The 23,599-nt window shown below is 39.1% G+C and carries 21 protein-coding genes; 11 read left to right on the top strand and 10 right to left on the bottom strand.

Annotated elements, in window-relative coordinates; genetic code table 11:
* The 3 genes from SJY38_RS19275 to SJY38_RS19265 form a co-directional block, all read right to left on the bottom strand.
* Positions 1 to 1,260 carry a Y-family DNA polymerase gene (locus tag SJY38_RS19275; RefSeq protein ID WP_377110620.1) on the bottom strand — a complete coding sequence of 420 codons (1,260 nt, stop codon included), beginning with the start codon at positions 1,258 to 1,260 and terminating at the stop codon, positions 1 to 3.
* On the bottom strand, positions 1,248 to 1,661 hold the full coding sequence (locus SJY38_RS19270) for a S24 family peptidase (protein WP_004586327.1): 414 nt from the start codon (positions 1,659 to 1,661) through the stop codon (positions 1,248 to 1,250). Before SJY38_RS19270 ends, SJY38_RS19275 begins: the two co-directional genes overlap by 13 nt.
* 81 nt (positions 1,662 to 1,742) lie before the next feature.
* Positions 1,743 to 2,162, bottom strand: a complete 420-nt coding sequence (locus SJY38_RS19265) for a MarR family winged helix-turn-helix transcriptional regulator (protein ID WP_004586326.1) — start codon at positions 2,160 to 2,162, stop codon at positions 1,743 to 1,745.
* A 123-nt stretch (positions 2,163 to 2,285) separates the two neighbouring features.
* On the opposite strand from SJY38_RS19265, the gene SJY38_RS19260 reads away from it, so the two are divergent.
* From SJY38_RS19260 to SJY38_RS19250, 3 genes are all read left to right on the top strand, one after another.
* Positions 2,286 to 3,029 (top strand): siderophore-interacting protein, encoded by a 744-nt coding sequence (locus SJY38_RS19260; RefSeq protein ID WP_286741509.1) that lies wholly within the window; start codon positions 2,286 to 2,288, stop codon positions 3,027 to 3,029.
* Between the two features lie 140 nt (positions 3,030 to 3,169).
* Positions 3,170 to 4,159 carry an LLM class flavin-dependent oxidoreductase gene (locus SJY38_RS19255; protein WP_377110619.1) on the top strand — a complete coding sequence of 330 codons (990 nt, stop codon included), beginning with the start codon at positions 3,170 to 3,172 and terminating at the stop codon, positions 4,157 to 4,159.
* Positions 4,160 to 4,441: 282 nt separating this feature from the next.
* Positions 4,442 to 5,437 (top strand): patatin family protein, encoded by a 996-nt coding sequence (locus tag SJY38_RS19250; protein WP_029772994.1) that lies wholly within the window; start codon positions 4,442 to 4,444, stop codon positions 5,435 to 5,437.
* A 67-nt stretch (positions 5,438 to 5,504) separates the two neighbouring features.
* On the opposite strand, the gene SJY38_RS19245 is transcribed toward SJY38_RS19250, so the two are convergent.
* From SJY38_RS19245 to SJY38_RS19235, 3 genes are all read right to left on the bottom strand, one after another.
* Positions 5,505 to 6,368 (bottom strand): DMT family transporter, encoded by an 864-nt coding sequence (locus tag SJY38_RS19245; RefSeq protein ID WP_286741506.1) that lies wholly within the window; start codon positions 6,366 to 6,368, stop codon positions 5,505 to 5,507.
* A 150-nt stretch (positions 6,369 to 6,518) separates the two neighbouring features.
* Positions 6,519 to 7,229 (bottom strand): AraC family transcriptional regulator, encoded by a 711-nt coding sequence (locus SJY38_RS19240; protein ID WP_286741504.1) that lies wholly within the window; start codon positions 7,227 to 7,229, stop codon positions 6,519 to 6,521.
* Positions 7,230 to 7,303: 74 nt separating this feature from the next.
* Entirely contained in the window at positions 7,304 to 7,735 is a 432-nt protein-coding gene (locus tag SJY38_RS19235) for an Lrp/AsnC family transcriptional regulator (RefSeq protein ID WP_004586320.1), read from the bottom strand.
* Between the two features lie 167 nt (positions 7,736 to 7,902).
* On the opposite strand from SJY38_RS19235, the gene SJY38_RS19230 reads away from it, so the two are divergent.
* From SJY38_RS19230 to SJY38_RS19215, 4 genes are all read left to right on the top strand, one after another.
* Entirely contained in the window at positions 7,903 to 8,985 is a 1,083-nt protein-coding gene (locus tag SJY38_RS19230) for an ornithine cyclodeaminase (protein ID WP_286741501.1), read from the top strand.
* Positions 8,982 to 9,893, top strand: coding sequence for a citrulline utilization hydrolase CtlX (ctlX, locus tag SJY38_RS19225; RefSeq protein ID WP_004586318.1), 912 nt, complete (start codon positions 8,982 to 8,984; stop codon positions 9,891 to 9,893). Before SJY38_RS19230 ends, ctlX begins: the two co-directional genes overlap by 4 nt.
* Positions 9,894 to 10,019: 126 nt before the next feature.
* A complete protein-coding gene (locus SJY38_RS19220) occupies positions 10,020 to 11,426 on the top strand; it encodes a sodium:alanine symporter family protein (RefSeq protein ID WP_004586317.1) in 1,407 nt (468 codons plus the stop codon).
* Between the two features lie 139 nt (positions 11,427 to 11,565).
* On the top strand, positions 11,566 to 12,588 hold the full coding sequence (locus SJY38_RS19215; protein WP_377110618.1) for a patatin-like phospholipase family protein: 1,023 nt from the start codon (positions 11,566 to 11,568) through the stop codon (positions 12,586 to 12,588).
* A 329-nt stretch (positions 12,589 to 12,917) separates the two neighbouring features.
* Here SJY38_RS19215 and SJY38_RS19210 read toward each other — a convergent pair whose 3' ends face one another.
* Both SJY38_RS19210 and SJY38_RS19205 read right to left on the bottom strand, forming a co-directional pair.
* Positions 12,918 to 13,316, bottom strand: coding sequence for a hypothetical protein (locus SJY38_RS19210; RefSeq protein WP_138684845.1), 399 nt, complete (start codon positions 13,314 to 13,316; stop codon positions 12,918 to 12,920).
* A gap of 167 nt (positions 13,317 to 13,483) precedes the next feature.
* Positions 13,484 to 14,047: a YSC84-related protein gene (locus SJY38_RS19205; RefSeq protein WP_055019010.1), complete on the bottom strand. Its 564-nt coding sequence runs from the start codon at positions 14,045 to 14,047 to the stop codon at positions 13,484 to 13,486.
* A 137-nt stretch (positions 14,048 to 14,184) separates the two neighbouring features.
* Here SJY38_RS19205 and SJY38_RS19200 point away from each other — a divergent pair, with 137 nt between their 5' ends.
* Together SJY38_RS19200 and SJY38_RS19195 are read left to right on the top strand one after the other, a co-directional pair.
* Positions 14,185 to 15,396, top strand: coding sequence for a tyrosine-type recombinase/integrase (locus tag SJY38_RS19200; protein WP_054981980.1), 1,212 nt, complete (start codon positions 14,185 to 14,187; stop codon positions 15,394 to 15,396).
* Positions 15,396 to 16,595, top strand: a complete 1,200-nt coding sequence (locus SJY38_RS19195) for a cation:proton antiporter (RefSeq protein WP_377110617.1) — start codon at positions 15,396 to 15,398, stop codon at positions 16,593 to 16,595. Before SJY38_RS19200 ends, SJY38_RS19195 begins: the two co-directional genes overlap by 1 nt.
* Before the next feature lie 143 nt (positions 16,596 to 16,738).
* Here the strand turns inward: SJY38_RS19195 and SJY38_RS19190 are convergent, their stop codons facing one another.
* Positions 16,739 to 19,786, bottom strand: coding sequence for an FAD-binding and (Fe-S)-binding domain-containing protein (locus SJY38_RS19190; RefSeq protein ID WP_377110616.1), 3,048 nt, complete (start codon positions 19,784 to 19,786; stop codon positions 16,739 to 16,741).
* A 145-nt stretch (positions 19,787 to 19,931) separates the two neighbouring features.
* Here SJY38_RS19190 and SJY38_RS19185 point away from each other — a divergent pair, with 145 nt between their 5' ends.
* Positions 19,932 to 20,141, top strand: a complete 210-nt coding sequence (locus tag SJY38_RS19185) for a PGPGW domain-containing protein (protein WP_154945509.1) — start codon at positions 19,932 to 19,934, stop codon at positions 20,139 to 20,141.
* Positions 20,142 to 20,206: 65 nt separating this feature from the next.
* Here the strand turns inward: SJY38_RS19185 and ppsA are convergent, their stop codons facing one another.
* Entirely contained in the window at positions 20,207 to 22,582 is a 2,376-nt protein-coding gene (ppsA, locus tag SJY38_RS19180; protein WP_054981983.1) for a phosphoenolpyruvate synthase, read from the bottom strand.
* Between the two features lie 154 nt (positions 22,583 to 22,736).
* Here ppsA and SJY38_RS19175 point away from each other — a divergent pair, with 154 nt between their 5' ends.
* Entirely contained in the window at positions 22,737 to 23,546 is an 810-nt protein-coding gene (locus SJY38_RS19175) for a pyruvate, water dikinase regulatory protein (RefSeq protein WP_004586305.1), read from the top strand.
* Positions 23,547 to 23,599 lie beyond the last annotated feature (53 nt).

Below are 23,599 nucleotides of genomic sequence, written 5' to 3'. Positions count from 1 at the left end.
TTACTTGCAATGAATTTGCGGTATATCGTGCCAGCGCGTTGTGTATTGGGGCGATAAGTAATCTCTGTTCATATGGCAGCCTTGGTTTAGTTTGCTGCTGGCTAGGGTGAGTATGCCTTTTCCGTAGCGGTTGTTTATTGTATCAAGACACTGCATTAATTTAGGGTTATCGGCACTTTGGCTAAATAAATCAGTTTGCTGATACTGCACCGAGGTAAGCTCTAAAGCGCCTACACCACATTTATAAAACCGTACACTTGGTTGGTAAATATGAGTAAATACTTCTGATACAGCATTGGCCATTACGCAGGTATCGTTAGTGGGGGTGGCAAATTTATATATAAACGACTTTTTACAATAGCGGTCTTCGTGTTTGCCAGTGGCGGCAAATATATAAAGCTGTTTTGCTAATGAGCGCTGCCCTCGTAGTTTACTGGCAACCGTGGTTACGTGGTTAATAAGGGCGGTTTTAAGTGCAGTTGGCTCACAGATCCGCTCACCAAAGCTGCGAGTAGAATATATTTCTCGCTTATCTTGGCGTACATCGTCCCACGTTAAGCACGCTATACCATTTAGCTCACTCACGGTACGCTCTACCACCACACTAAACGCGCGGCGCATGGTTTTAGGGTTTTGCTGTGCCAGATCCCACGCGGTATGTATGTTCATTATATTAAGCTTTTTAGCTAGGCGCTTACCTATGCCCCATACATCGGCGCAGCTCATTCTTTGTAAAATTGCTTGGCGGCTTTGCTCGTTATTTATAACGGCCACCCCATCAAACCCGCTTAGCTTTTTAGCTGCATGGTTAGCGGCTTTTGCCAAAGTAGGGGTTGGGCCAAAACCAACACCCACAGGGAGTTTAGTTTCGCGCCAAACGGTACGCCTTATTGTATGCCCGTACTCGTGCCAGTTTTGTATAAGGGGTGTATAGCCATTAAAGTGCAAAAACGACTCATCAATACTGTATATGTATTGTGTGTCGCAAAAGCGGCCAATTACGTTCATCATTTTGGCGCTTAAATCGGCGTACAACTCATAGTTACTCGAACGTACAATCACCTTGTGTTGCTCAAGCAGGTGCTTAACTTTAAAATAAGGGCCAAATTTAGGAATGTTTAAGCGCCGAGCTATCGGGCATACTGCACATACGCAGCCATCGTTATTAGTTAAAACCACCACAGGTTTAGAGCGAATAGCGGGGTCGAACACTTTTTCGGCACTGGCATAAAATGCAACGGCATCGACTAAGGCGTACATTTTAATAGCTCAGGGCTTGGGCGGTGCATTCTAATTGATAGTGTAACCACTCCCTCTAACTGAAACTCATCAGCTGAGGTTAGTTGTACCGGCTTATGTAAAGGCGATGCAGAGAGTAACCGTGCATTGGTTTTATCTAATAGCTTACACACAAATAAGCCATTTAAGTTAGCAACAATAACATCGCCGTTATCGGCTTGCTCAGCACGGTCTACAAGCAGTAAGTCGCCTTCAAAAATCCCCACCTCTTGCATGGAATTACCCGAGGCAATACCAATAAAGGTGGCGTCGGGGTGCTTTATTAATAGCTCATCAAGAGAAACACCGAGCTCGGCGTATTGCGCCGCGGGCGATTCAAACCCACACACACCGGCTTCTATATAAACGGGAATAACAAACATAACACAACCTAAAACGCATATACTGTATAAGTGTACAGTATATGCGTTTTGTGTAAGTTATGCCAAGAAATGAAAGACAGATCACGCCATGTTTTTGATCATTTGTTGCGCGGTATCTAAAAAGTCTTTGATTTGCTGCGGGTTTAAGTTTTTACACATTTGATCATTTATTTGCTGCTCAGAGGCTAATAACTTATCAAAAAGTGTGTTGCCTTGTTCGGTGAGCGACAAAATAAAGCAGCGTTTGTCGTGCTCACTTGCTTGCTTATTAATAAGGTTTAACGCAATAAGATCTTTAATTAAGCGGGCAATTTGGGCTTTGTCGCGCTGTGTTTTAGTCACAATGTCGTTAGCGGTACAGTTAGATGTACTGGCAATAATGTGTATACAACGCACGTGCATAGCATTAATACCAAGGTCGCCTGCGTTAATAGCCTCGCGTATTGTTACGCGGTAATTTTGCATCAGCTCAAATAGGGTATTTGATAAAAGCGTGTTCATAAGCTCTCTAATGGTTGACAATATCAATTAGTTTGTTATAGTTGATTTTATCAACCAATGGGGCGTTGTGCAATGCTTGCTTTAAAAAGCAGTTAACTATTTTGTTAAACGAGGTGATTTTAAATGGGTAAACAAGTTCGCAAAGCTACGGTACTAAGTACTGAACAAATAACACCGCATTTACAGCGCATTGTTGTAGGCTCAGATGAGTTTTCGGATTTAACGCAAGCGCATATTGGCAGCTATGTAAAAGTGCTTATTCCCCAAAATGGCAAAGTTGATTTTAATTTAAAAACCGCGTGCATGCGCTCTTACACAATAAGAGACGTTGATGATGCAACGGGCGCGTTAACGCTCGACTTTGTAATAAACATGCACCAAGGTCCGGCTACGCAATGGGCTATAATTGCAAAAGTAGGTGACGAGGTTGGCATAGCGGGCCCAGGCCCTAAAAAGCTTGATAATTACCAGCATCCGCATTATGTATTGCTAGGCGATTTAACCTCAGTTAATGCAATAAAAGGGTACATGCAGCAGTTACCCGCCAGCGCAAAAATTGACGCGTTTGTGCATGCCCCTACTGAGCAAGACATTATTGATTTACAAACGCAGCGTGATGTTAATTGGTTAATTACAGATACACCGGATACCGATATGCTCAGCGCGCTTAACAATTTGCCACACACAAACGAGCCACCTATTGTATTTATGGCATTAGAGGCAGGGTTAGTACGTAAAGCAAAAACCTTACTTACCCAGGATTGTAATATACCGCGCAGTAATATAGTTTCCTCTGGTTATTGGAAAAAAGGCGTAGACTCAGAGGGTTATAAAAAAGAGCGCCAGCAAAGCCCTGAGCTTGCATAAATACCTTAGAGCAAAACAGCCTAACGCTATTTTGCTTTTATCCGTTACCTAACTTGAATTGAATAAATAGCAGACCCATTTAAGTCTTTTATGCTGATGATGAAGCCCATTGTTAGCATGCATTTTAAGGAGCTGCTATTTTGTTATCTTCCATTCCCTTTTCGTTATTAGAGCTTGCCCCCATGATCAAAGGGGACAGCGTTTCTCATACGCTCAATAAAACCACTAAATACGCCCAGCGTGCCGACCAATTAGGGTTTAATCGCTTTTGGCTAGCCGAGCATCACAATATGCCCGGTATAATTTGTGCTGCCACCTCAATATTAGTAGGTCACATTGCAGGTAAAACTCAGCGTATACGGGTTGGCTCTGGCGGAATAATGCTGCCGAATCATTCTCCCTTAGTTGTGGCTGAGCAATTTGGTACGTTAGAGAGTTTATACCCTGGACGAATAGATTTAGGCCTTGGCCGCGCTCCAGGTAGTGATCCAGTAACCAGCCGTGCACTAAATAATGATATGAGCCGCGCAGAAAACTTCTCGGGGGAGGTAACAGAGCTACAAACATTATTAGGCCCATACAATGGCACACACCCTATACGTGCTATTCCGGGGGAGGACACAAACGTACCGCTTTGGTTATTAGGCTCAAGTTTGTTTAGCGCCCAATTGGCCGCGCAAAAAGGGTTGCCTTATGTATTTGCAGGGCACTTTGCACCGCGTTTTGTACACGATGCCATCGCACTATATAAGCGAGAATTTAAAGCCTCAAATGTACTCGATAAACCCTATGTAATGCTTGCCTTACCGCTGGTAGCAGCAGAAACCGATGAAGAAGCGCAGTACCTTTCTACCACCTCAAAGCAACGGGTGCTTGAATTAATACGCGGCAAAGAGCTGTGGCTAAAGCCACCGGTAGAGAGTATGGAAGGTTTATGGAGTGAGCAAGAGCGAGCCCACGTAGAAAACTTTTTAAGCTTAAGCGTTGTTGGCGGGCATGTGAGTATAAAACATAAATTACAAATGATAGCTAAAGAGCTAGAAGTGGATGAGTTTATATTTACCAACGATGTTTACGACAGCGAAAAACGCCTCCGAGCTCTAGAAATTTTAATGGAAATAAAGCATTAATTAAAAAAGGAAGTGTTTAGTTAAGCAAGCGTACACACAAGCCTTGCTACTATGTAGACATCATTAAAAGTGAATACAAACTTATTAACTTTAAGTGATGTCTGAACAAACGCTTTCGATAATTAAACATACTTAGGTTGCCAAGGATAAGGCCCATTTTGCATTATTTATCGTTCTGTTTTTTCAATCAAACTGATTTAAACAATCAATTTTAAGACATCACTTTTATTTTTTATAATGTAGTTATTAACCAAACATCATTAAATTAAAGGAAGGTACACCGTGAACGCTCTAACAACCGCATCGGCTAATTCAGTTACTCATACAGCGCAGCCAAAAGTTGCTCTGATAGCTGAAGGTGGCGGACAACGAGGGATATTCACAGCCGGTGTATTAGATGCATGGTTAGAGCAAAACTACGACCCATTTGATTTATTTATTGGCACCTCTGCCGGCTCGCAAAATTTAACAAGCTATTTAGCGCGCCAAAAAGGTTACGCTAAACGCTTAATTAGAGGGCTTTCGCGTAACAAACGCTTTTTTCAACTAGGGCGTGGTTTAATGGGTAAGCACATTGTTGATTTAGACTGGTACTTTGAAAAAACCACCGAAGTAAACAGAGCCCTTGATTTTAAAACAGCAAAAACCAGCCTAGGTGAGCGAGAGCTGCTTATAACGGCAACCAATGCACGCGACAGAAAAGCCTATTACCTTTCACCTACAGGCGAGGGTAAGCAGTGGCGCGATTTATTAAAAGCATCGAGCGCGTTACCTTTTTTGTATAAACAAGGCGTTAAACTTACTCCTTGGTTAGGTACAAAAGCGGCAAACGAAGCGCATTTAGCTGCAGAGCAATCAAGTGAAGATTTTTATTTAGATGGCGGCTTAGCTGCGCCACTGCCTGTACGCGAAGCTTATAACCGTGGCGCACGAAAAATCGTGGTAATTAGAACCGTTGATGAGCATTTTCAGGCGCAAACTGCATGGGTTCAAAAGCTTAGAACATTTGCATGTGCATCAGGCTACTGCCCAAAAACACTTGATTACTTGATTCAACACGAGCAAGCATACCTAGACGAGCTAACGTTTATTGCCAACCCGCCTAGTGATGTAGAAATTATACAAATTTTTGCAGACGAAAAGCTGCATAGTAAATTATTAGGTAGTTCAAACGACGATTTACGCTTTGATCATAAGCTAGGTGTAAAAGCAGGCCGCGCTTATTTAAAAAGCCAAAACGCACGTATAGTAGATTACGCACACAGCTACGCTATGTAGCTGTGTATTAACGCTTAAATTTAAATTACCACTTAAGTTTAAGCGTTAGTAAAGTGCCGTGGCAAAATTAAAGCTCTGCTTTTTTTAAATTTATAGATGGCTTTTTATTGCTAATTACCGCGCCTAATAAAATAAGCGCTAAAGCAATAAACACTGACCAACTAAAGGGAGCCTGCGAGGCGAGTATTAAAATAAAAGTAGAAAGCACCGGCGTTAAAAAACTTAACGAAGCTAATAGCGAGCGGTTACCAAATCTTAAACCATAATCCCATAAATAAAATGCACCTCCCACTGGGCCTAATCCTAATAAAATAACGCCTAGCCATTGTGAAACAGACAGACTAATAACGGTTGTTTCAAAATAAAAATGTGCACATAGGGCAAGCACAGCCACAATAAGCGAAAGCCAGCCTATGTCATCTACATGGCTATTAAATTGCGACATTAAATAAGAATAACTAGACCACAGTACTGCGCAGCATCCTGCAAAAAAATACCCTAAGTAATACTCACTATTGATAGATAGCCCACTGCCATCGGTAATTAAACTAAGCGTGCCTAAAAACCCCAGTAATCCGCCCAATACTGCTTTAAATTTAGACCTAGGGCTAGCCACAAATACACCCAGTAATAATGGCCAAAGGTACACAATTAAGCTTACCTCTATTAAAGGGCCGTATTTTAAAGCCATAAAATAACAAAAGTGAAAACCAAATAAGCCGGTAACACCTATTATCATTTGTTTTTTAGAAAGCTTAGGAGGGGTTAATAATGGCTGTTTTGTAGCAAAACGTTTTACTAATAAAATAATAAAAGAAAGTGCAAAGCACATAAAAAGTAACTGAAAAGCCGGGAGCGCTTTGGTTAAATTACCCAGTAATGCTAAAAGCCCCCACGAAAATATTGCTAAAAACCCTATGTGTGTTGCCATTAATTACCCTCCGTAAATACTAGGTACTGAGTGTATCAATATAGGTTTTTAAAAATATGCTAAAAAGACGGTGTTCTTGTTTGCTCTGACGCTATTTAACCTACGCTCTGCCTGAGTTTGCTTTATTATCTCGTGTGGAGGTTATCTATATTACTGCTTTGCAAACGTCTTCGGTGGCTGTCCAAAATATAAATTAAACCGGCGGCTAAACGCAGAGGCATCGTTATAACCAATGCGCTCGCCTACTAAAGCAATCGGTAAGTCTGAATGGGTTAAAAGGGCGCGAGCGTGTTGCATTCGCAACATAGTTAAATATTGCAGCGCACTCATAGTGGTACTTTTTTTAAACACAGTTTTAAATTGTGTAACGCTTAAACAGGCTATATCGGCCAGCTCTTTTAACGTGTAGGGGTAGGCTAAATTTTGCTTAACAGTGGTTATTACATTATCTATTCGCTTATCAATATTACTGTGGCTGCTTTGCTCACAAAGTAATAAGTAAAATAAATCAAAAGTTGAATTAGTAAGCTTTTCATCGCTAACAACAAGCAGTTGCTGCTCTATAAACTGTAAGTAACTTAATAAACGGCTATCTATTGAGATTTTAGGGCATAAAAGGTTAATAAGGTTTTCAGGGAGTACGTCTAAATCTGCCACAATAAAACGCGCGGCTTCATCGGCCGTAAAGGCATGCACTACGTTTTTCTCTATAACGATACAACTGCCCGTACTCACCGTTGTTTTAAAGTCATTATTTAACGTTATAAAAATTTCCCCGTGTAGGGGTAAAACGAGTTGATGGTAATTGTGCTGGTGGCGCTTTATATCTTGCGAATAATACCGAATAGAAAGCTTATTCATTAGCTACTCCAATACCTAATACAGAACCCGAGTATTGCCTAACATACTTTAAGTAAAACATGGCGTTAATAAACCTAAGTAGATGACAATAATATACTGGTTTCGCTATTTAAAATGCCTTCTATTTCGCGTACTTGCCTGAGTACGCCATCAAACTCACCTAAATTTGCCGCCTGTATTTCAGCCACTAGATCCCAAGCGCCGTTGGTTGTATGTAACTTTGTTAGCTCTGGTATGCCGCGCATGGTTTTAATTACCTGCGATGTAGATTTACCCACCACTTCAACCATCATTATTGCTCTTACAGCTTCGGTTTCTATGTGTTCGTGTACACGCACCGTAAAGCCTAATATAGCGCCCGATGAGACTAAACGGTCTAAGCGATTTTGCACTGTCCCGCGCGACACCTTTAAAACATCGGCTAGGGCTGAAATAGAAGCGCGGCCATCTTTTCGTAATTCGGCTATTAATGCGTTATCTAATGAGTCGTAAATGTAAGGGGTCATAAAACGCCTTGGGTTATGTGTTTATTACAAATTACTAAATTTGTACTTTAATGCATAGCAATTTGATAAAAAATACTATTATTTGTATAAACTTTTGGCATTTTAAGTAACACCTCTGGCCTATAAACTTATTTCAATTAATTTATTTAGTCATTAAAGAGGTATTTATGAGTCATTTTATCGCACAACCTAAACAAGGTGTTCCATTTGTTAGCGTACAGGCAATGGCCAAACTTATAAATAAAGTCGGAATAGAAAACGTATTGCTTGAGCTTACTCAAAGATTAGAACACGACTTTGCTCGCTGGGAAGAATTTGATAAATCACCACGTTATGCGGCGCACTCTCCAGATGGCGTAATAGAGCTTATGCCCGTAAGCGACGGTAAAATGTTTAGCTGTAAATATGTAAATGGTCATCCAAAAAACACCTTTAAGGAACTTCAAACCGTGGCCGCGTTTGGTATTTTGTCGGATGTTGATAGCGGCTATCCGGTTATGATCAGCGAAATGTGCTTACTAACAGCCTTACGCACAGCGGCTACATCGGCGCTTGTGGCAAAGTATTTAGCGCCTAAGCACTCAACAACACTTACATTAATTGGTAATGGTGCACAGTCTGAGTTTCAGGCGTTAGCTTTTAAAGCTGTATTAGGCATTACTCACATTCGTTTATACGATATTGATAAAAACGCCTCACAAAAAGCCTACAACAACTTAAGTGGCTACGGCTTAAATGTAACTCTATGCAATAGCGCAGAAGATGCCGTACAAGGCGCGCACATTATTACCACCTGCACAGCCGATAAAAAAAATGCCACTATTTTAACCAGCGATATGATCCCCCAGGGCGTGCATTTAAATGCCATTGGTGGCGATTGCCCTGGTAAAACAGAGCTTGATTCACAATTATTAAAGCGCGCAAATGTATTTGTAGAGTACGAACCGCAAACCAGAATAGAGGGCGAAATACAGCAAATGAGCGATACCTTTGCCGTAACAGAGTTTCATAAAGTAATTAATAAACAAACACCTGGGCGTACAAGTAACAACGAGCTTACTATTTTTGATGGGGTAGGCTTTGCAAGCGAAGACTTTACCGCACTGGTGTATATTAAAGACGCGCTGGTGGCTGCGGGTGAGTTTGAACTACTTGATTTAATTACACAACAAGCTGATCCACGTAATTTATTTTCGGTACTTAATAGTACACAAACATCAAAAACACCTAAGCAAGAGCAAGTCGCATGAGCCACATAAAGCAAGCCCCAACAGCGGTGGTGATGGTGCGCCCGCATCACTTTACATCTAATCCACAAACCATGTTAGACAACACGTTTCAAAGTACCTGTAACTCACAAAACCAGAGCCAGCTTGCCTTTGACGAAGTCACTAATGCGGTTAAATTATTACAAAACGAGGGCGTAACGGTTCATCTTTTTGAAGACGAACATACACACACGCCCGACTCTGTGTTTCCAAATAATTGGTTTTCTACCCATCAAAGTGGCGAGCTAGTTATGTACCCAATGTACGCAGAAAACAGAAGGTTAGAATATCGAAAAGATATTATTGATTTTTTGACTAATCACTATAAAGTGTTGTCTGTGACTGATTATTCATTTTTAGCGAAAGAAAATGCATTTTTAGAAGGCACAGGATCGCTTGTTATTGACCACCCCCATAAGCTTGCTTATGCAGTAGAATCTAAGCGCACTACTAAAACCGTGGTTAATACAGTGTGCGAGCAATTAAAGCTAAAACCTGTTGTATTTAACGCCTACGATGAGCAAGGCACTGCGGTTTATCATACTAATGTATTAATGTGTGTAGCCACAGAGTTTGCCATGATCAGCTTAAATATGGTGCCAAATAGTCAGCACAAACAATTAACTAGCCATTTTATACAAAGCCATTTAGAAGTAATAAACTTATCTAATGAGCAAATAAGTAGCTTTTGCGGCAACGCAATAGAGTTACAAGGTACAAATGGTCGTATTTTAGCACTCTCACAAACGGCGTTTAATGCACTTACAACCGAGCAAAAAGCAGCAATACAAAAAACAGCTAAACTTGTTCCGTTACCTATACCAACCATAGAGTCGGCGGGAGGTTCGGTTAGATGCATGATTGCTGGCATACACCTGCAAAGTAAATAACCTACCACTAAGTCAACATCCTAAGGCAGCTTAGCTGCCTTAATCTATGGCTAACATGCATTATTAAATGCCAATTACTCAACTACGCGCTGAGTAAAAACATAATAAATACAAAAGGATTAGCCCATGTTCGATACCGTAGTAAAAAGTGTAAATGGCCTATTATGGGGAGAAGGCCAAATACTAATCTACATACTACTGTTTGCAGGTATTTGGTTTTCGGTACGTTTAAAAGCAATTCAAATAGTAAAATTTAAACACATGTTTAGCCTGTTAAAAGGCAGTAGTAAGTGTAAAAAAGACGACATTTCATCATTTCAAGCATTGTGTACAGGCCTGTGTGCCCGTGTAGGTACAGGTAATTTAGCCGGGGTCGCTGTTGCAATTTCACTAGGCGGAAGCGGCGCCATATTTTGGATGTGGGTTATAGCCATACTAGGCATGGCAACCGGCTTTGCCGAAAGTGTATTAGGGCAAGTGTATAAAGTACGCGATAGTAGTGGCGAATTTAGAGGCGGCCCCGCCTATTATATTCAACAAGGTTTGGGCAGCCGTGCCTTTGCTATTGTGTTTGCCGCGTGTTTATTTTTAGGTTATGGCTTTACCTTTAGTGCTATGCAAACCAATACCATAACCGACGCCCTTAACTATGCTTTTCAAGTACCTACCTTTTATTCTGGATTAGTTATTACCGTATTAGCAGGCTCAATTATATTAGGTGGCTTTAAAGCTATCGCCCGCTTTGCCGAGCGAGTAGTGCCATTAATGGGCATATTATTTGTAGCCGCGGCGGTTATTATTACGATTATGAATTTACCGCAAGTGCCTGCCATGCTTAAAGATGTGTTTTTATCAGCGTTTGGTTTACAAGAAGCCGGCGCAGGAGCAATGGGCGCTGCCATTAAAAACGGTATACAACGCGGATTATATTCTAACGAAGCCGGCGCAGGTAGTGTGCCGCATGCTGCAGCAAGCGCTAGCCCAATGCCTAATCACCCAGTTACACAAGGGTATATACAAATGCTTGGCGTGTTTTTCGATACAATTGTACTTTGTAGCTGTACCGCGGTAGTTATTTTATTGGCCGATGTAGATATAAGCGGCGAAATGGAAGGCATACGTTTAACCCAAAGCGCCATGACCGCACATTTAGCACAAGGCGGTGTGTATTTTGTTGCAGCAGCCATAACCTTATTTGCTTTTACCTCGGTAGTGGCCAACTATGCTTATGCCGAAAGTAACCTGCATTTATTTAAGCTCGATAACAAAGTAGGGCGCACAATTTATACATTACTTTATTTATCAATGATGCTGTGGGGCGCATCGGCATCTCTAAAAGAAGTCTGGGATTTAGCCGATATAGCATTAGGGTTAATGACAGTGGTTAACGTTATCGCTATTATATTGCTCACGCCGACTATTTTGTCTGTTAATCGCGACTACAACACACAAAGAGAAAAAGGCATAGAGCCCGAATTTAAAGTAAAAGACGTTAAAGTACAGGGGAAATGCGAAAGCGGCATTTGGGATTGATTCTCGTATTTTAAGCAATTTTAACGATAAAAAGCGGTTTTATGGCAACATAAAATCGCTTTTTAATTTTGCATAATTATTCAATTTGGGGTTATGTGAACAGCACTAAAATATAAGAATAACAAGGTAAATTGATTTAATGATCGACATTCACGCAGGTAAAACAGCAGCAAAAATTATTAACGAGCAGGGCTTTAAACCGGAATTATTTACCTCTTTTTTAGGGGCAAGTGGCGGGCCTAAATGGTTTACATTATTTGGCTTAGACAAATATATTTTTGGTGAATTTTTTAAAAACCGAACTCAACCACTCAACTTAATTGGTTCATCTGCTGGCGCATTTCGGTCAGCCTGTTTTGCACAAAACGACCCCGTTGCTGCCATCGAGCGTTTAGCAAAATCGTATTCGCAAACGCGCTATTCTAGTAATAAACCAACACCTGCTGAAATTACACTAAAAGCCCGCGCATTATTAGATGATGTATTTGGGGAGCACGGCGTAACCGAAATTTTAAATAATCCTATTTTTAAAGCGCATTTTATAGTGGCTAAATCGAATGGGTTTATAGCCAGTGAAAATAAATTAATTCAACTTTTAGGTTTATCAAAAAGTTACATGCTTAATCGGGTTAACCGAAAATTATTAGGCTCGCAGTACGAGAGATTTATTTTTGGCGCGCCAAACAGCAATTTATCTATAACCGACAGTTATAATTTTAAAACGCAAAACATACCACTTAGCCAAACAAATTTAAAAGATGCCTTACTTGCATCAGGCTCTATACCACTTGTTATGCAAGGCATAAAAAATATTGCAGGCTCGCCACCCGGTATTTATCGCGATGGCGGAATAATTGACTACCACTTTGATTTAAAAATTAATAACCCAGGCTTAATTTTATATCCCCATTTTAATAGCGAGCCAAAAGCAGGGTGGTTTGATAAAAATTTAAAACGTAAAGTAGCACCACAAAATTACGATAACGTGGTGATGATCTCCCCATCAAAAGAATTTATAGCCGGCTTACCTTACGGAAAAATTCCAGACAGAAATGACTTTACCGATCTTGATGCAGACACACGTATTAAATATTGGAATACTGTTTTTAGTGAAACTGAAAAGTTGGCTGAGGCATTTGATAAGAGATTAATGATTAAATAAATGTATTCCTTAGAAATAACAATAAGTTAGGAGTATTTGAAAGTAAAGGCAGATTCGATAGGGAAATAAATCCAATCTCATAAATAAAATTTTATAAAATAATCATTTTCAAAAAAATAGTTTGAGCTTAATTTCATTGCTAATGTATTGCTCCACTAATATAGATAAGCGTCATAAGATATGGTGTAATTTTTAATTAAAAAAGCTAATTATTAATACCTAAATAACTAGCTTTATTATTTATATAACGATTTGGTGAAATAAAATTTCACGGTTTCATTTCTATGAAAAAATTTTTAGTATCGACTAATTCTTACCTATAAAAAATTTTATTCACTAAAATTTTTATCAAGTTTATTAACTAGAGAGCGAAAGTCATTAGTTAGAATTTCCTCTGAATTTGGAACTAAAACTATTGCTTGTGAAAAATATTTATCTTTAAGTAGTTCATCACCATTTTTTTCATGTAATAGTCCAATTCGGAAGTAAGTTAAAGCAAGGTTTAAGTTTGTTCCTTCAATTGAAAGTTCATCTGGGCCAATATACTTTAATAAACGAGCTAGTGAGTTTAATGCATATAAACCGGTGGCAGTATCATTAAACAAATAAGCTTTATGGGCTTCATTGATTTCATTTTTTAAATATGAAGATGTTGAGCTATTTGCAAACGCATTACTTATGGATAGGGTGAAAAATATGAAAAACATCAATATTTTGAAAGTAGTCACTTTTTATTCCTTTAAATAATTAACAGTATTAAAAATATACAAGGTTGTAAAAGAATTTACAACTTATCAATCATAGCTTATAAATTACGTTATGTTAAATTAACTAGTTTATAAGAAAGCGAGCGTGATTATACAAACCAGCCCGCTTTTAGGAGAGTAATTAGATGTTAATTTAGCTCAGAATCTACCCAAAATTTAGTGCCTTTTAGTACTGCTTGAAGTGCAAGGCCATTTTCGGTTAAAGAATATACGGTAACTTGGTCGGCAATGGCTTCTGCAACCAGTGCTCCACCTTTATCTTCGTATTTTGCTGCTGCATCTGCGTTTCCGCCAAAGGCCCAACCGTGTTCAATAAATCTATTTACTGCCGCTTGGTTATGAAAAACCATAACAACGTTAAAATCTTTAACGCCTAAACCAAGCCCTAAACCGGCTTCACCCATATTCATGTAGGTTGATTTACCCGTTAAGTTATTTTTTACTACACCGTACCCGCCACCAAAACTAGCTAAAACGACATTTACGTTAGCGTTATCAAATACGGCGTAACCAGCAGAATTGGCAATTTGTTTTTTAACGTCGGGTTTTTGTGCGTATAATTTGTCGAGGGTATTGTTTTTCATGCTTTGTACTAAAGCGCGTTTTTCGCTAGGTGAAGCACTACCTGTAGTAGCACAACCTGTTAGTAATACACTTATTGTAAGTAGGCCTAACACTATAAATTTTTTCATAAAACTTTCCTTAATAAGATTTATACCAATACACAACTATGTATAAATAAATACACTTTCACTATGTCCAATACTAGACAGTATCGGACTTTAACGTTAAGCTGTAAGTCTATTATTTTATTGAATATTTATACATTATGCTTGTTGCTTTAGTTGATACGTTAAAACAATTAAGATACCAAATTGCTCATCTTGACGACGGTACTCTAAACTCAGAATACCCAGAACTTGCATCCTTTATACAGCAAGTTGGCTTGACTGTAACTGAATCAAAGGACGATCTTAAATTTTTATACCAATTTTTATATGTGTACGGCCGAAAATCTGAGGCAACATTTAATCGTTTTCGTAATGAGCTTGAACGATTTTATTTGTGGTCTTGGCTAATTGCCGAAAAATCTGTATTTAGTTTAAAGCGCGAAGACATTGAAGCGTATGTTGATTTTATGGCTGAGCCAGATAAAAAATGGGCATCAACTTCGGTGCAATGGCGTTACAAAGATGAACAAGGTATTCGTCGATTAAATCAAAATTGGCGCCCTTTTATATTAAAAGAATCAATTGCGAGCCAGCAAACATTAGCGGCTATGTTTACCGCGCTAAATGTATTTTATAAGTTTTCTATTTTAGAAGAAAAAACGTTTGCTAACTTTGTGCCTGTAGTGAAAAAAAATAGCCCCTATTTGGTAGTTCAATCTCAAATTCAGATCCCAGACACCTTAAGTGACATACAATGGGAATATGTATTTGGCGTAACACGCGATTTATGTGAAAAAAAGCCAGAGCTTGAACGTAACCTATTTACGCTCGCGTGTTTAAAAGGGCTATATTTACGTATATCAGAATTATCAGAGCGCCCGCAGTGGTCGCCAGTTATGTCACACTTTTGGCAAGATAATGACGGCTTTTGGTTTTTACGTATTATGGGCAAAGGTAATAAGCTGCGAGATGTTACGTTAAGTGATGATTTTGTTGAGTATTTAAAACGTTACCGATTATACAGAGGGTTACCCGCCCTACCTCGCGTTGATGAATCTGAGCCATTGGTGCATAAAATTCGTGGCCAAGGTGGGATGACCGTTAGGCAAATTAGGCGTTTAGTGCAGCAAAGTTTTGATTTAGCTCAGCAATCTTTACTTGATGACGGGTTTAAAGATGATGCCGAACAACTTGAAGCGGCCACTGCCCATTGGCTTCGCCACACGGGTGCAACACATGATGCGCAAACTCGCCCGCTAAAACATTTGTCGGAAGATTTAGGGCATTCAAAAATTGCGACAACTGATCAAATTTACATTCAAACAAATATTAAAGAGCGAGCAAAATCAGGCGTTAAAAGGAAAATTTAATGGAATACTTAGTAATAGCATTTATTGGTTTTTTATTTTTAGTTTATTCAATTTCAATAAGGCAGTTAGAGCGCACAGAAATAACAGGCCCTATGTTTTTTGTTATTGGCGGCATGTTTTTGGCGTTTTTACTTCCTAATGAAGGCGAAAAATTAAAAACAGGAATAGATTATTTATTACCACTGATAGAGCTAACGCTAAGTATATTTTTATTTTCTGATGCGGCTAAATCTAAGTTAGGTGTATTGAGGCATAGTTTTCAATACCCTAGCCTATTACTATTTGTTGCCCTACCCTTAACTTTATTGTGCGGTATTGGTGTTAGCTTATTTTTATTTGCTGAGTTGTCGATAATTCAATCGGCACTGCTGGCAATTATACTTACACCAACCGATGCGGCTTTAAGTAAAGGGTTATTGCAAAGTACACAAGTGCCAGAAAAAATCAGGGAAGGTATAAATACCGAAAGCGGATTAAACGATGGCTTATGTGTACCCGTATTTTTAATTTTTATTTTATTAGCTAAAAACCCTGACTCTGCAATTACTGCTTCACATACATTAGGTGTGTTTTCAAGAGAGCTTGGCTTAGCATTATTGATTGCTGGTTTTTCTATAGCGATATTTATTCCGGCATTAAATTTTGCAATGCAGCGCCATTACTTTGCAAAAAGCACCAGCCCATTTTTACTTTTAGGTTTTGCGATGGCGGTGTTTTCTATCACACAATATTTTCATGGCAGCGGTTTTATAGCGGTGTTTATTGCGGGTTTGTTATTTGATAAATTTTCTAAAACTGACATTCGCGCTGAGCTAATAGAGGATTCAGAGCACATTGCTGATTTTACATCGTTAATGATTTGGTGTTTATTTGGATTTGTTTGTGCGTATTTAGTAATCCCCAAATTAAATACAAATATAATTGTGTATGCCTTATTAAGCACTACATTAATTAGAATAATTCCGGTTATGTTATCGTTACAATTTACAGAACTTAATTGGAAGGAACGTTTTACTTTTGCATGGTTTGGGCCACGCGGTTTGGCATCTATTGTTTTTACTTTAATGGTAATAGACACGCAAATAGAAAATAAATACGATATAGCCACTATTGCAATGACCACTATTTTATTTAGCGTGTTTATACATGGTATAAGTACAAAGCCAATTGCAGATAGCTTCGTTAAAAAATCTAAATAGCGCTTATAAAAATTAGCGAATTTATTGCTTTGCTATCAACACGTTTTTTAGCTTTAAAATAAATCACTTAACTAAGCGAATTGGTATTAATAAAAAAGGGGTAACTTATTTTTAAGTTACGCCTTTTTTATTTTTAACTTTTACTAGCTAAGTACCTGAGCGAGCAACTCTATTGGGTGCTTTGGTTTAAATTGCTCAAAACGTTTTACTTGGCTGCGACACGAAAAACCGGTAGATAAAAGTTGCTCTGGATTATTTTTATCTACTATTGGTTTCCAACTCATTTCGTACAGTGCACGGGAATTTTCTTGGTTTTGTGCTTCATGGCCATAAGTACCGGCCATGCCACAACACCCGGTATTGGTTGTATTTAGGGTTAAACCAATATCAGTAAAAATTGTTTTCCATACACTTGCCGCTTTTGGTAAAGCGGTTGTTTCTGTACAGTGGCTCAGTAATGTAAATTCAGTATCAGTTTTTTGTTTAGCCGATAGAGATTTAAACGATTGAGTTTGTAACCATTCATGGGCAAGTTGTACATGAAATTCGCCGCGATTATTTTCTAAAATGGTTTTGTATTCATCGCGATAACACATAACTAACGATGCATCTAAACCAACCAAAGGCGAATTAATATCAGCGAGTTTATTTAAAAAATCTGCGCCATTTTTTGCCGTTACTTTAAACTCATGCAAAAAACCTTTTACGTGTTGGGCTTTACCATTAGGTTTAAACGGTAATAGCATCGGCTTTTTACCCAGCGCGGTGATAAGTGTTATAAAACTTTGCACTAACTCGGCTTCGTAAAAGCTGGTAAACGGATCTTGCACTATTAGCACATAGTCATTTTGTTCATCACTTGAAAGTGAATTTAATAACTCAAAATTAAATTTATGTGCTTTTGCGACACGTTTTTCAAGTGAAGGCACACTTAATTGGGGGGTATCTACATACCCTACTGTTTTTTTAATTAAACTACTTACTAAGTTTGTTTTAACAATTGGGTTGATCACGCGTGCAAATTTAGACATTACAGGCGCTGAACTTTCAATGTTTGCGACTAAATAATCTTTAAGTGGGCGCGCGTAGTAACTGTGATAATAATTTAAAAAGCGTGCTCTAAAAGTAGGTACATCGACTTTTATTGGGCAAGATGTTGTACACGCTTTACACGCTAAACATTCATCCATTGACTCTTTTACTTCGTGAGAAAAATCGTAAACACCTTTGTTTTTTTCACGGCTATGAACAAAACGCTCCCACCAGGTAATAACTTCGCCTTTGTTAAGCTCTTTTTCTACTTCGAGTAAATCTACATTTTTAGACTCTTGAAGTCGTAACCATTCTCGCATTAATGTTGCGCGGCCTTTTGGCGAATGCCTGCGATCGCCGGTTACTTTATATGAAGGACACATGGGAGAATTTTCGTCGTAGTTAAAACAAATCCCGTTACCATTACAGGTCATCGCATTGTTAAAACTTGTTTTTACATCGATAGAAATTTGCTTATCGAAGTACGAACGTTTTTGCCCATCTACACTAACTAGTGAGTCCTCACTTTCTATGGGGGTACATATTTTACCAGGGTTTATTCTATTATTAGGGTCGAACGCTGTTTTTATTATACGTAGTTGTTTAAATAAATGCTCGCCAAAAAACTCAGGGCCGTATTCACTTCGGTAACCTTTACCATGTTCGCCCCACATTAAGCCGCCGTATTTAGCGGTGAGTTTTACAACTTCGTCTGAAATTTTTCGAAGCAGTTTTTCTTGTTCTGGGTCGCACATATCTAGCGCCGGGCGTACATGTAAAACACCCGCATCAACATGGCCGAACATACCGTATTGTAAATTATGGCTATCGAGTAATGCTCTAAATTCTACAATGTAGTCGGCTAAGTTTTCTGGAGGTACGGCGGTATCCTCAGCAAAGGCCAATGGCTTTTGGCTGCCTTTAACATTACCGAGTAATCCGACAGATTTTTTACGCATTGCATAAATTTTTAAAATGTCACTTTTACTGCTAGTTAATTGATAGCCAATAACACCATTGGTTTGATTTGCTACGCATTCATCTAATAATGTGCAAAGTGTGTTTACTTTGTCTTTTATATCTTCAGGTGATACTGCATTAAACTCAACCATGTTGAGTCCTTGCATATCTTTATTTGGTACATCGGTTATTAAGTCCGATACTGAATGCCAAATAATATCTTCGCGAGCCAGGTTTAATACTTTGCTATCGACTGTTTCTACCGATGTTGCACGCGCATCAACTAAAAAGGGAGAGTGGCGAAGTGCCGAATCAAAACTGTCGTATTTAATATTTATCAGTGTTTTAAATTCGGCTATGGGAGTTAGGTTTAATTTAGCTTCAGTAACTATACCAAGCGAGCCTTCTGATCCGGTAATTAGCCTACTCATATCAAAAGTTTGTAAGTCATCACTTAGCACATGCTCTAGGTCGTAGCCTGTTAAAAAGCGATTTAAGCGTGGAAATTTTTCTAAAATAGCTTGGCGCTCATTTAAAGAAATTTCCAATACTGTTTTGTAAAGGCTACCGATTAATGATTCTTGCTCGGCTATTACTTTAGCTTTTTCTATGTCTATTGGTGATGTCACCATTGGGCTGCCATCGACTAAATAGGTAGTAAGTCCTAAAACATGGTCGCTGGTTTTACCGTACACTAATGAACCTTGACCTGATGCATCAGTACTGATCATTCCGCCAATGGTTGCTCGGTTACTGGTTGATAAGTCGGGTGAGAAGAAAAAGCCGTACGGTTTTAAAAAGTCGTTTAATTGATCTTTAATTACACCTGTTTGTACTCTAACCCAACCTTCCTCAACATTAATTTCGAGTATTTCGCGCATGTAGCGCGACAAATCAACCACTATTCCAGGTGTGAGTGATTGCCCATTAGTACCTGTACCACCACCACGTGGGCCAAAAGTAAGCGACAAAAATGGGTCGCGAGATGCTGTTTGCAATGCCAGTTGAATGTCTTTTTCGGTTTTAGGAAAAATAACACCTTGTGGGATTTGCTGATAAATACTGTTATCTGTAGAGGCGGTTAAACGCGTTGCATAGCTTGCATCGGTGTCTCCACTAAACCCCTGATTTTTAAGTGTACTTAAGTAGTTTGCGACAAGCTCGGTCGCTGCATCTTGCTGTGTAATTGTTGCTATCATGACGGCGATAATTTAAGGCATTTGTGTAATTATATCATGGTGATGGCTAATAGAAATTGAAGATTTTACAGTTTGTAACACTCTTTTTATCGTATTTTGAGGTTCTGTATTTATAATCAAGTTAAACCACAGTGTAGAGCTTTATATGAAAAAATTACTATTACAGATCATAGGTGTGTTGTTTATTTTGCTGGGGCTATTTTTTGCTGTAGTGCCAGGCCCGTCACTAATATTTTTTATGGCGGGGTTACTGTGCTTTTCGTTTTATTACCCAAAAGCGAGGCATTATTTAAAACTATGCCAAAAAGCCTTAACTAAATCGTGTAATTATTTAGATAAAAAATTAGCACGCTAAATTATGCCACATACAAAAATGCCAGCATAATAGCTGGCATTTTTATTTGTTACGGGTACTGATGATTATTTAGCAAGTTTGTCTGCTAGGTATAACCATGTTTCTAGTACTGTATCTGGATTTAGTGAAACAGAATCAATGCCCTGCTCTACTAACCATGCTGCAAAGTCTTCATGATCTGAAGGACCTTGACCACAAATACCTACATACTTGCCCTTTTCTTTAGCTGTTTTAATTGCCATAGAAAGTAGCTTTTTAATCGCAGGATTACGCTCATCAAATAGATGTGCGATTAGGCCTGAGTCACGGTCAAGGCCAAGTGTTAGCTGAGTTAAATCGTTAGAGCCGATAGAAAAACCATCGAACATCTCTAAAAATTCATCGGCAAGTAATGCATTTGAAGGAAGCTCGCACATCATGATAACTTTTAGACCATTTTCACCACGTTTAAGGCCATGCTCTTCTAGTAATTCGATAACACGTTTACCTTCTTCAAGGGTACGTACGAATGGGATCATGATTTCAATGTTGGTCATACCCATGGTGTTTCTTACGCGTTTAATTGCTTCACACTCAAGGGCAAAACAATCACGGAAGTCTTCAGAGATATAACGTGCAGCACCACGAAAACCAATCATTGGGTTTTCTTCTTCAGGTTCGTACTGCTCACCACCTACTAAGTTTGCATATTCGTTTGATTTAAAATCAGACATACGAACAATTACACGCTCTGGTGCAAAGGCACAGCCTAGCGTTGAAATACCTTCTACTAATTTAGAGATATAAAACTCTACCGGCGATTCGTATCCGGCAATAATGTCGGTAATTTCAGCTTGTAACGCAGGTGATTGTGCATCAAAATTTAATAGCGCTTTAGGGTGAACACCAATCATGCGGTTTATTACAAATTCAACACGGGCAAGGCCAACACCTGCATGTGGTAAACGTGCAAAGTCAAACGCGCGGTCTGGATTACCTACGTTCATCATCACTTTCATTGGTAGTTCTGGCATTTTATCAACGCGCGACGTTAGTATTTCAAAATCTAAAATACCTTCGTAGATGTAACCTGTATCGCCTTCAGCACATGATACCGTTACTTCTTGGCCTGCTTTAATTAAATCGGTTGCGTTACCACAGCCAACTACCGCAGGAATACCAAGTTCACGGGCAATAATTGCTGCGTGACACGTACGCCCACCACGGTTTGTAACAATAGCCGCGGCGCGCTTCATGATAGGTTCCCAATCTGGGTCGGTCATGTCGGTAACTAAAATGTCGCCTTCTTGTACTTGGTCCATTTCTTTAATTGAATCAAGTACACGAACAACACCACTACCAATTTTATGACCAATTGCGCGGCCTTCAGCAATTACATTGCTTGTGCCATTTAATTGAAAACGCTCCATAATATTGGCATCTTCGTTTGAGCGAACGGTTTCTGGGCGCGCTTGTACTATGTACAATTTGCCATCGTTTCCGTCTTTTGCCCATTCGATGTCCATAGGACGACCGTAGTGCTTTTCGATAATTACAGCTTGTTTTGCAAGTTCTTGCACTTCTTCATCTGTAATTGAAAATTTGTTTGAAAGGCTTGGCTCTACGTCAACAATTTCTACTTGTTTGCCGTGTGCCTCATCTGTTGAGTAAATCATTTGAATGGCTTTTGAGCCAATATTACGACGTACTACTGATGGCAACCCTTTTTGTAATGTTGGTTTATGAACATAAAATTCATCAGGGTTTACTGCGCCCTGTACAACCATTTCACCTAAACCGTAGCTTGAAGTAACAAATACAACGTCTTCAAAACCTGACTCTGTATCAATACTAAACATAACACCTGATGCTGATTTATCTGAACGTACCATGCGCTGAATACCAGCAGATAGCGCAACACCACGATGATCGTAACCTTGGTGAACACGGTACGATATGGCGCGGTCGTTAAATAAAGAAGCAAATACGTGTTTAATAGCGACCATTACTGAGTCGATACCACGAACGTTAAGGAAGGTTTCTTGTTGGCCTGCGAATGATGCATCTGGCATATCTTCAGCGGTGGCTGATGAGCGTACTGCAAATGATACATCGGCTGATGTATCGCCATGAAGTTGGCTGTATGCGTCGCGAATGGCTTGGTCTAGGTTAGGTTGGAATGGGGTATCGATAATCCATTGACGGATATCGGCACCGACTTTAGCGAGTGTATTTACATCATCAACATCAAGTGTATCTAAAATGTCGTGAATTTTTGCATTGAGTCCAGATTGCTCTAAAAACTCATTGAAAGCGTCGGCTGTAGTGGCAAAACCACCCGGAACCTGTACACCTGCGTTAGCGAGGTTTGAAATCATTTCACCCAGTGAGGCATTCTTGCCGCCAACACGAGGAACATCTTGCATACCAAGCTCTTGATACCAGAGAACGTATTCTTGCACGGGTCTTTCTCCAAAAAACAAATTGTAGTTGTAACTGTGAGAGTTAAGAAAGAAAACCTTTTATAAAGGTCACCTTCATTCTACACTGGCATTAGACCTCACGTAAACCGTGAGTAAGCCATTTTAGGGATTAAACGTAATAAAAAGGTTAACTATGAGAACTGCTTTTTATATATCAGACGGCACTGCTATTACCTCCGAAGTGTTTGGTCACGCGACTTTGTCGTTATTTCCGGTTGAATTTAATCATAAAACTATTCCTTTTGTAGAAACAGAAGAAAAAGCAAATGAAATTAAAGCGTTAATAAACGCAACTGCTGCAAAAGAAGGTGAGAAGCCATTTGTATTCTTTACCTTCGTAAATCACAACTTAAGTGAAATTATTAAATCGGCCGATGCAATCGCGTATGATTTTTTGTCTACTTACAGTGAAAAAATAGAAAAAGAGCTTAATGTTGCGCCAGTGCCAAAAATGCATCGTACCCACTCTATTCATGAAAAAAGTTATGACTTTAGAATAGATGCGGTTAACTATGCCCTTATGAATGATGATGGCGGAAATATTAAAAACTTTTCTGAAGCCGATATTATTTTAGTAGGTGTTAGCAGAAGCGGTAAAACACCAACAAGCTTGTACTTAGCCCTACAGTACGGCATTAAGGCTGCAAATTACCCAATAACTGAAGACGACTTAGAGAGTGAGGGACTACCTAAATGTTTACTCCCTTACAAACATAAGTTATTTGGGTTAACTATTGACCCTGAGCGTTTGGCTGCGATTAGGCATCGTCGTATGGCAAATTCTAAATACGCATCAATAAGACAATGCCGAATTGAAGTGCGTGAAGTTGAAATGCTTTATAAGCGACATAAAATTGCATACTTTAATTCTACCCATCATTCTGTAGAGGAAATATCTGCAAAAATCTTAATAGACAGTAACCTTGAGCGACGTAAGTACTAACCAACTAATTTGCTGTTTTGCTAAAAAAAGCCGCATAATGCGGCTTTAGTTTT

Source organism: Pseudoalteromonas sp. R86517, assembly GCF_042466295.1.
Classification (GTDB): domain Bacteria; phylum Pseudomonadota; class Gammaproteobacteria; order Enterobacterales; family Alteromonadaceae; genus Pseudoalteromonas; species Pseudoalteromonas atlantica.
Note: the sequence above shows the minus strand (reverse complement) of the source record. Positions and strands in the feature narration are given on the sequence as shown.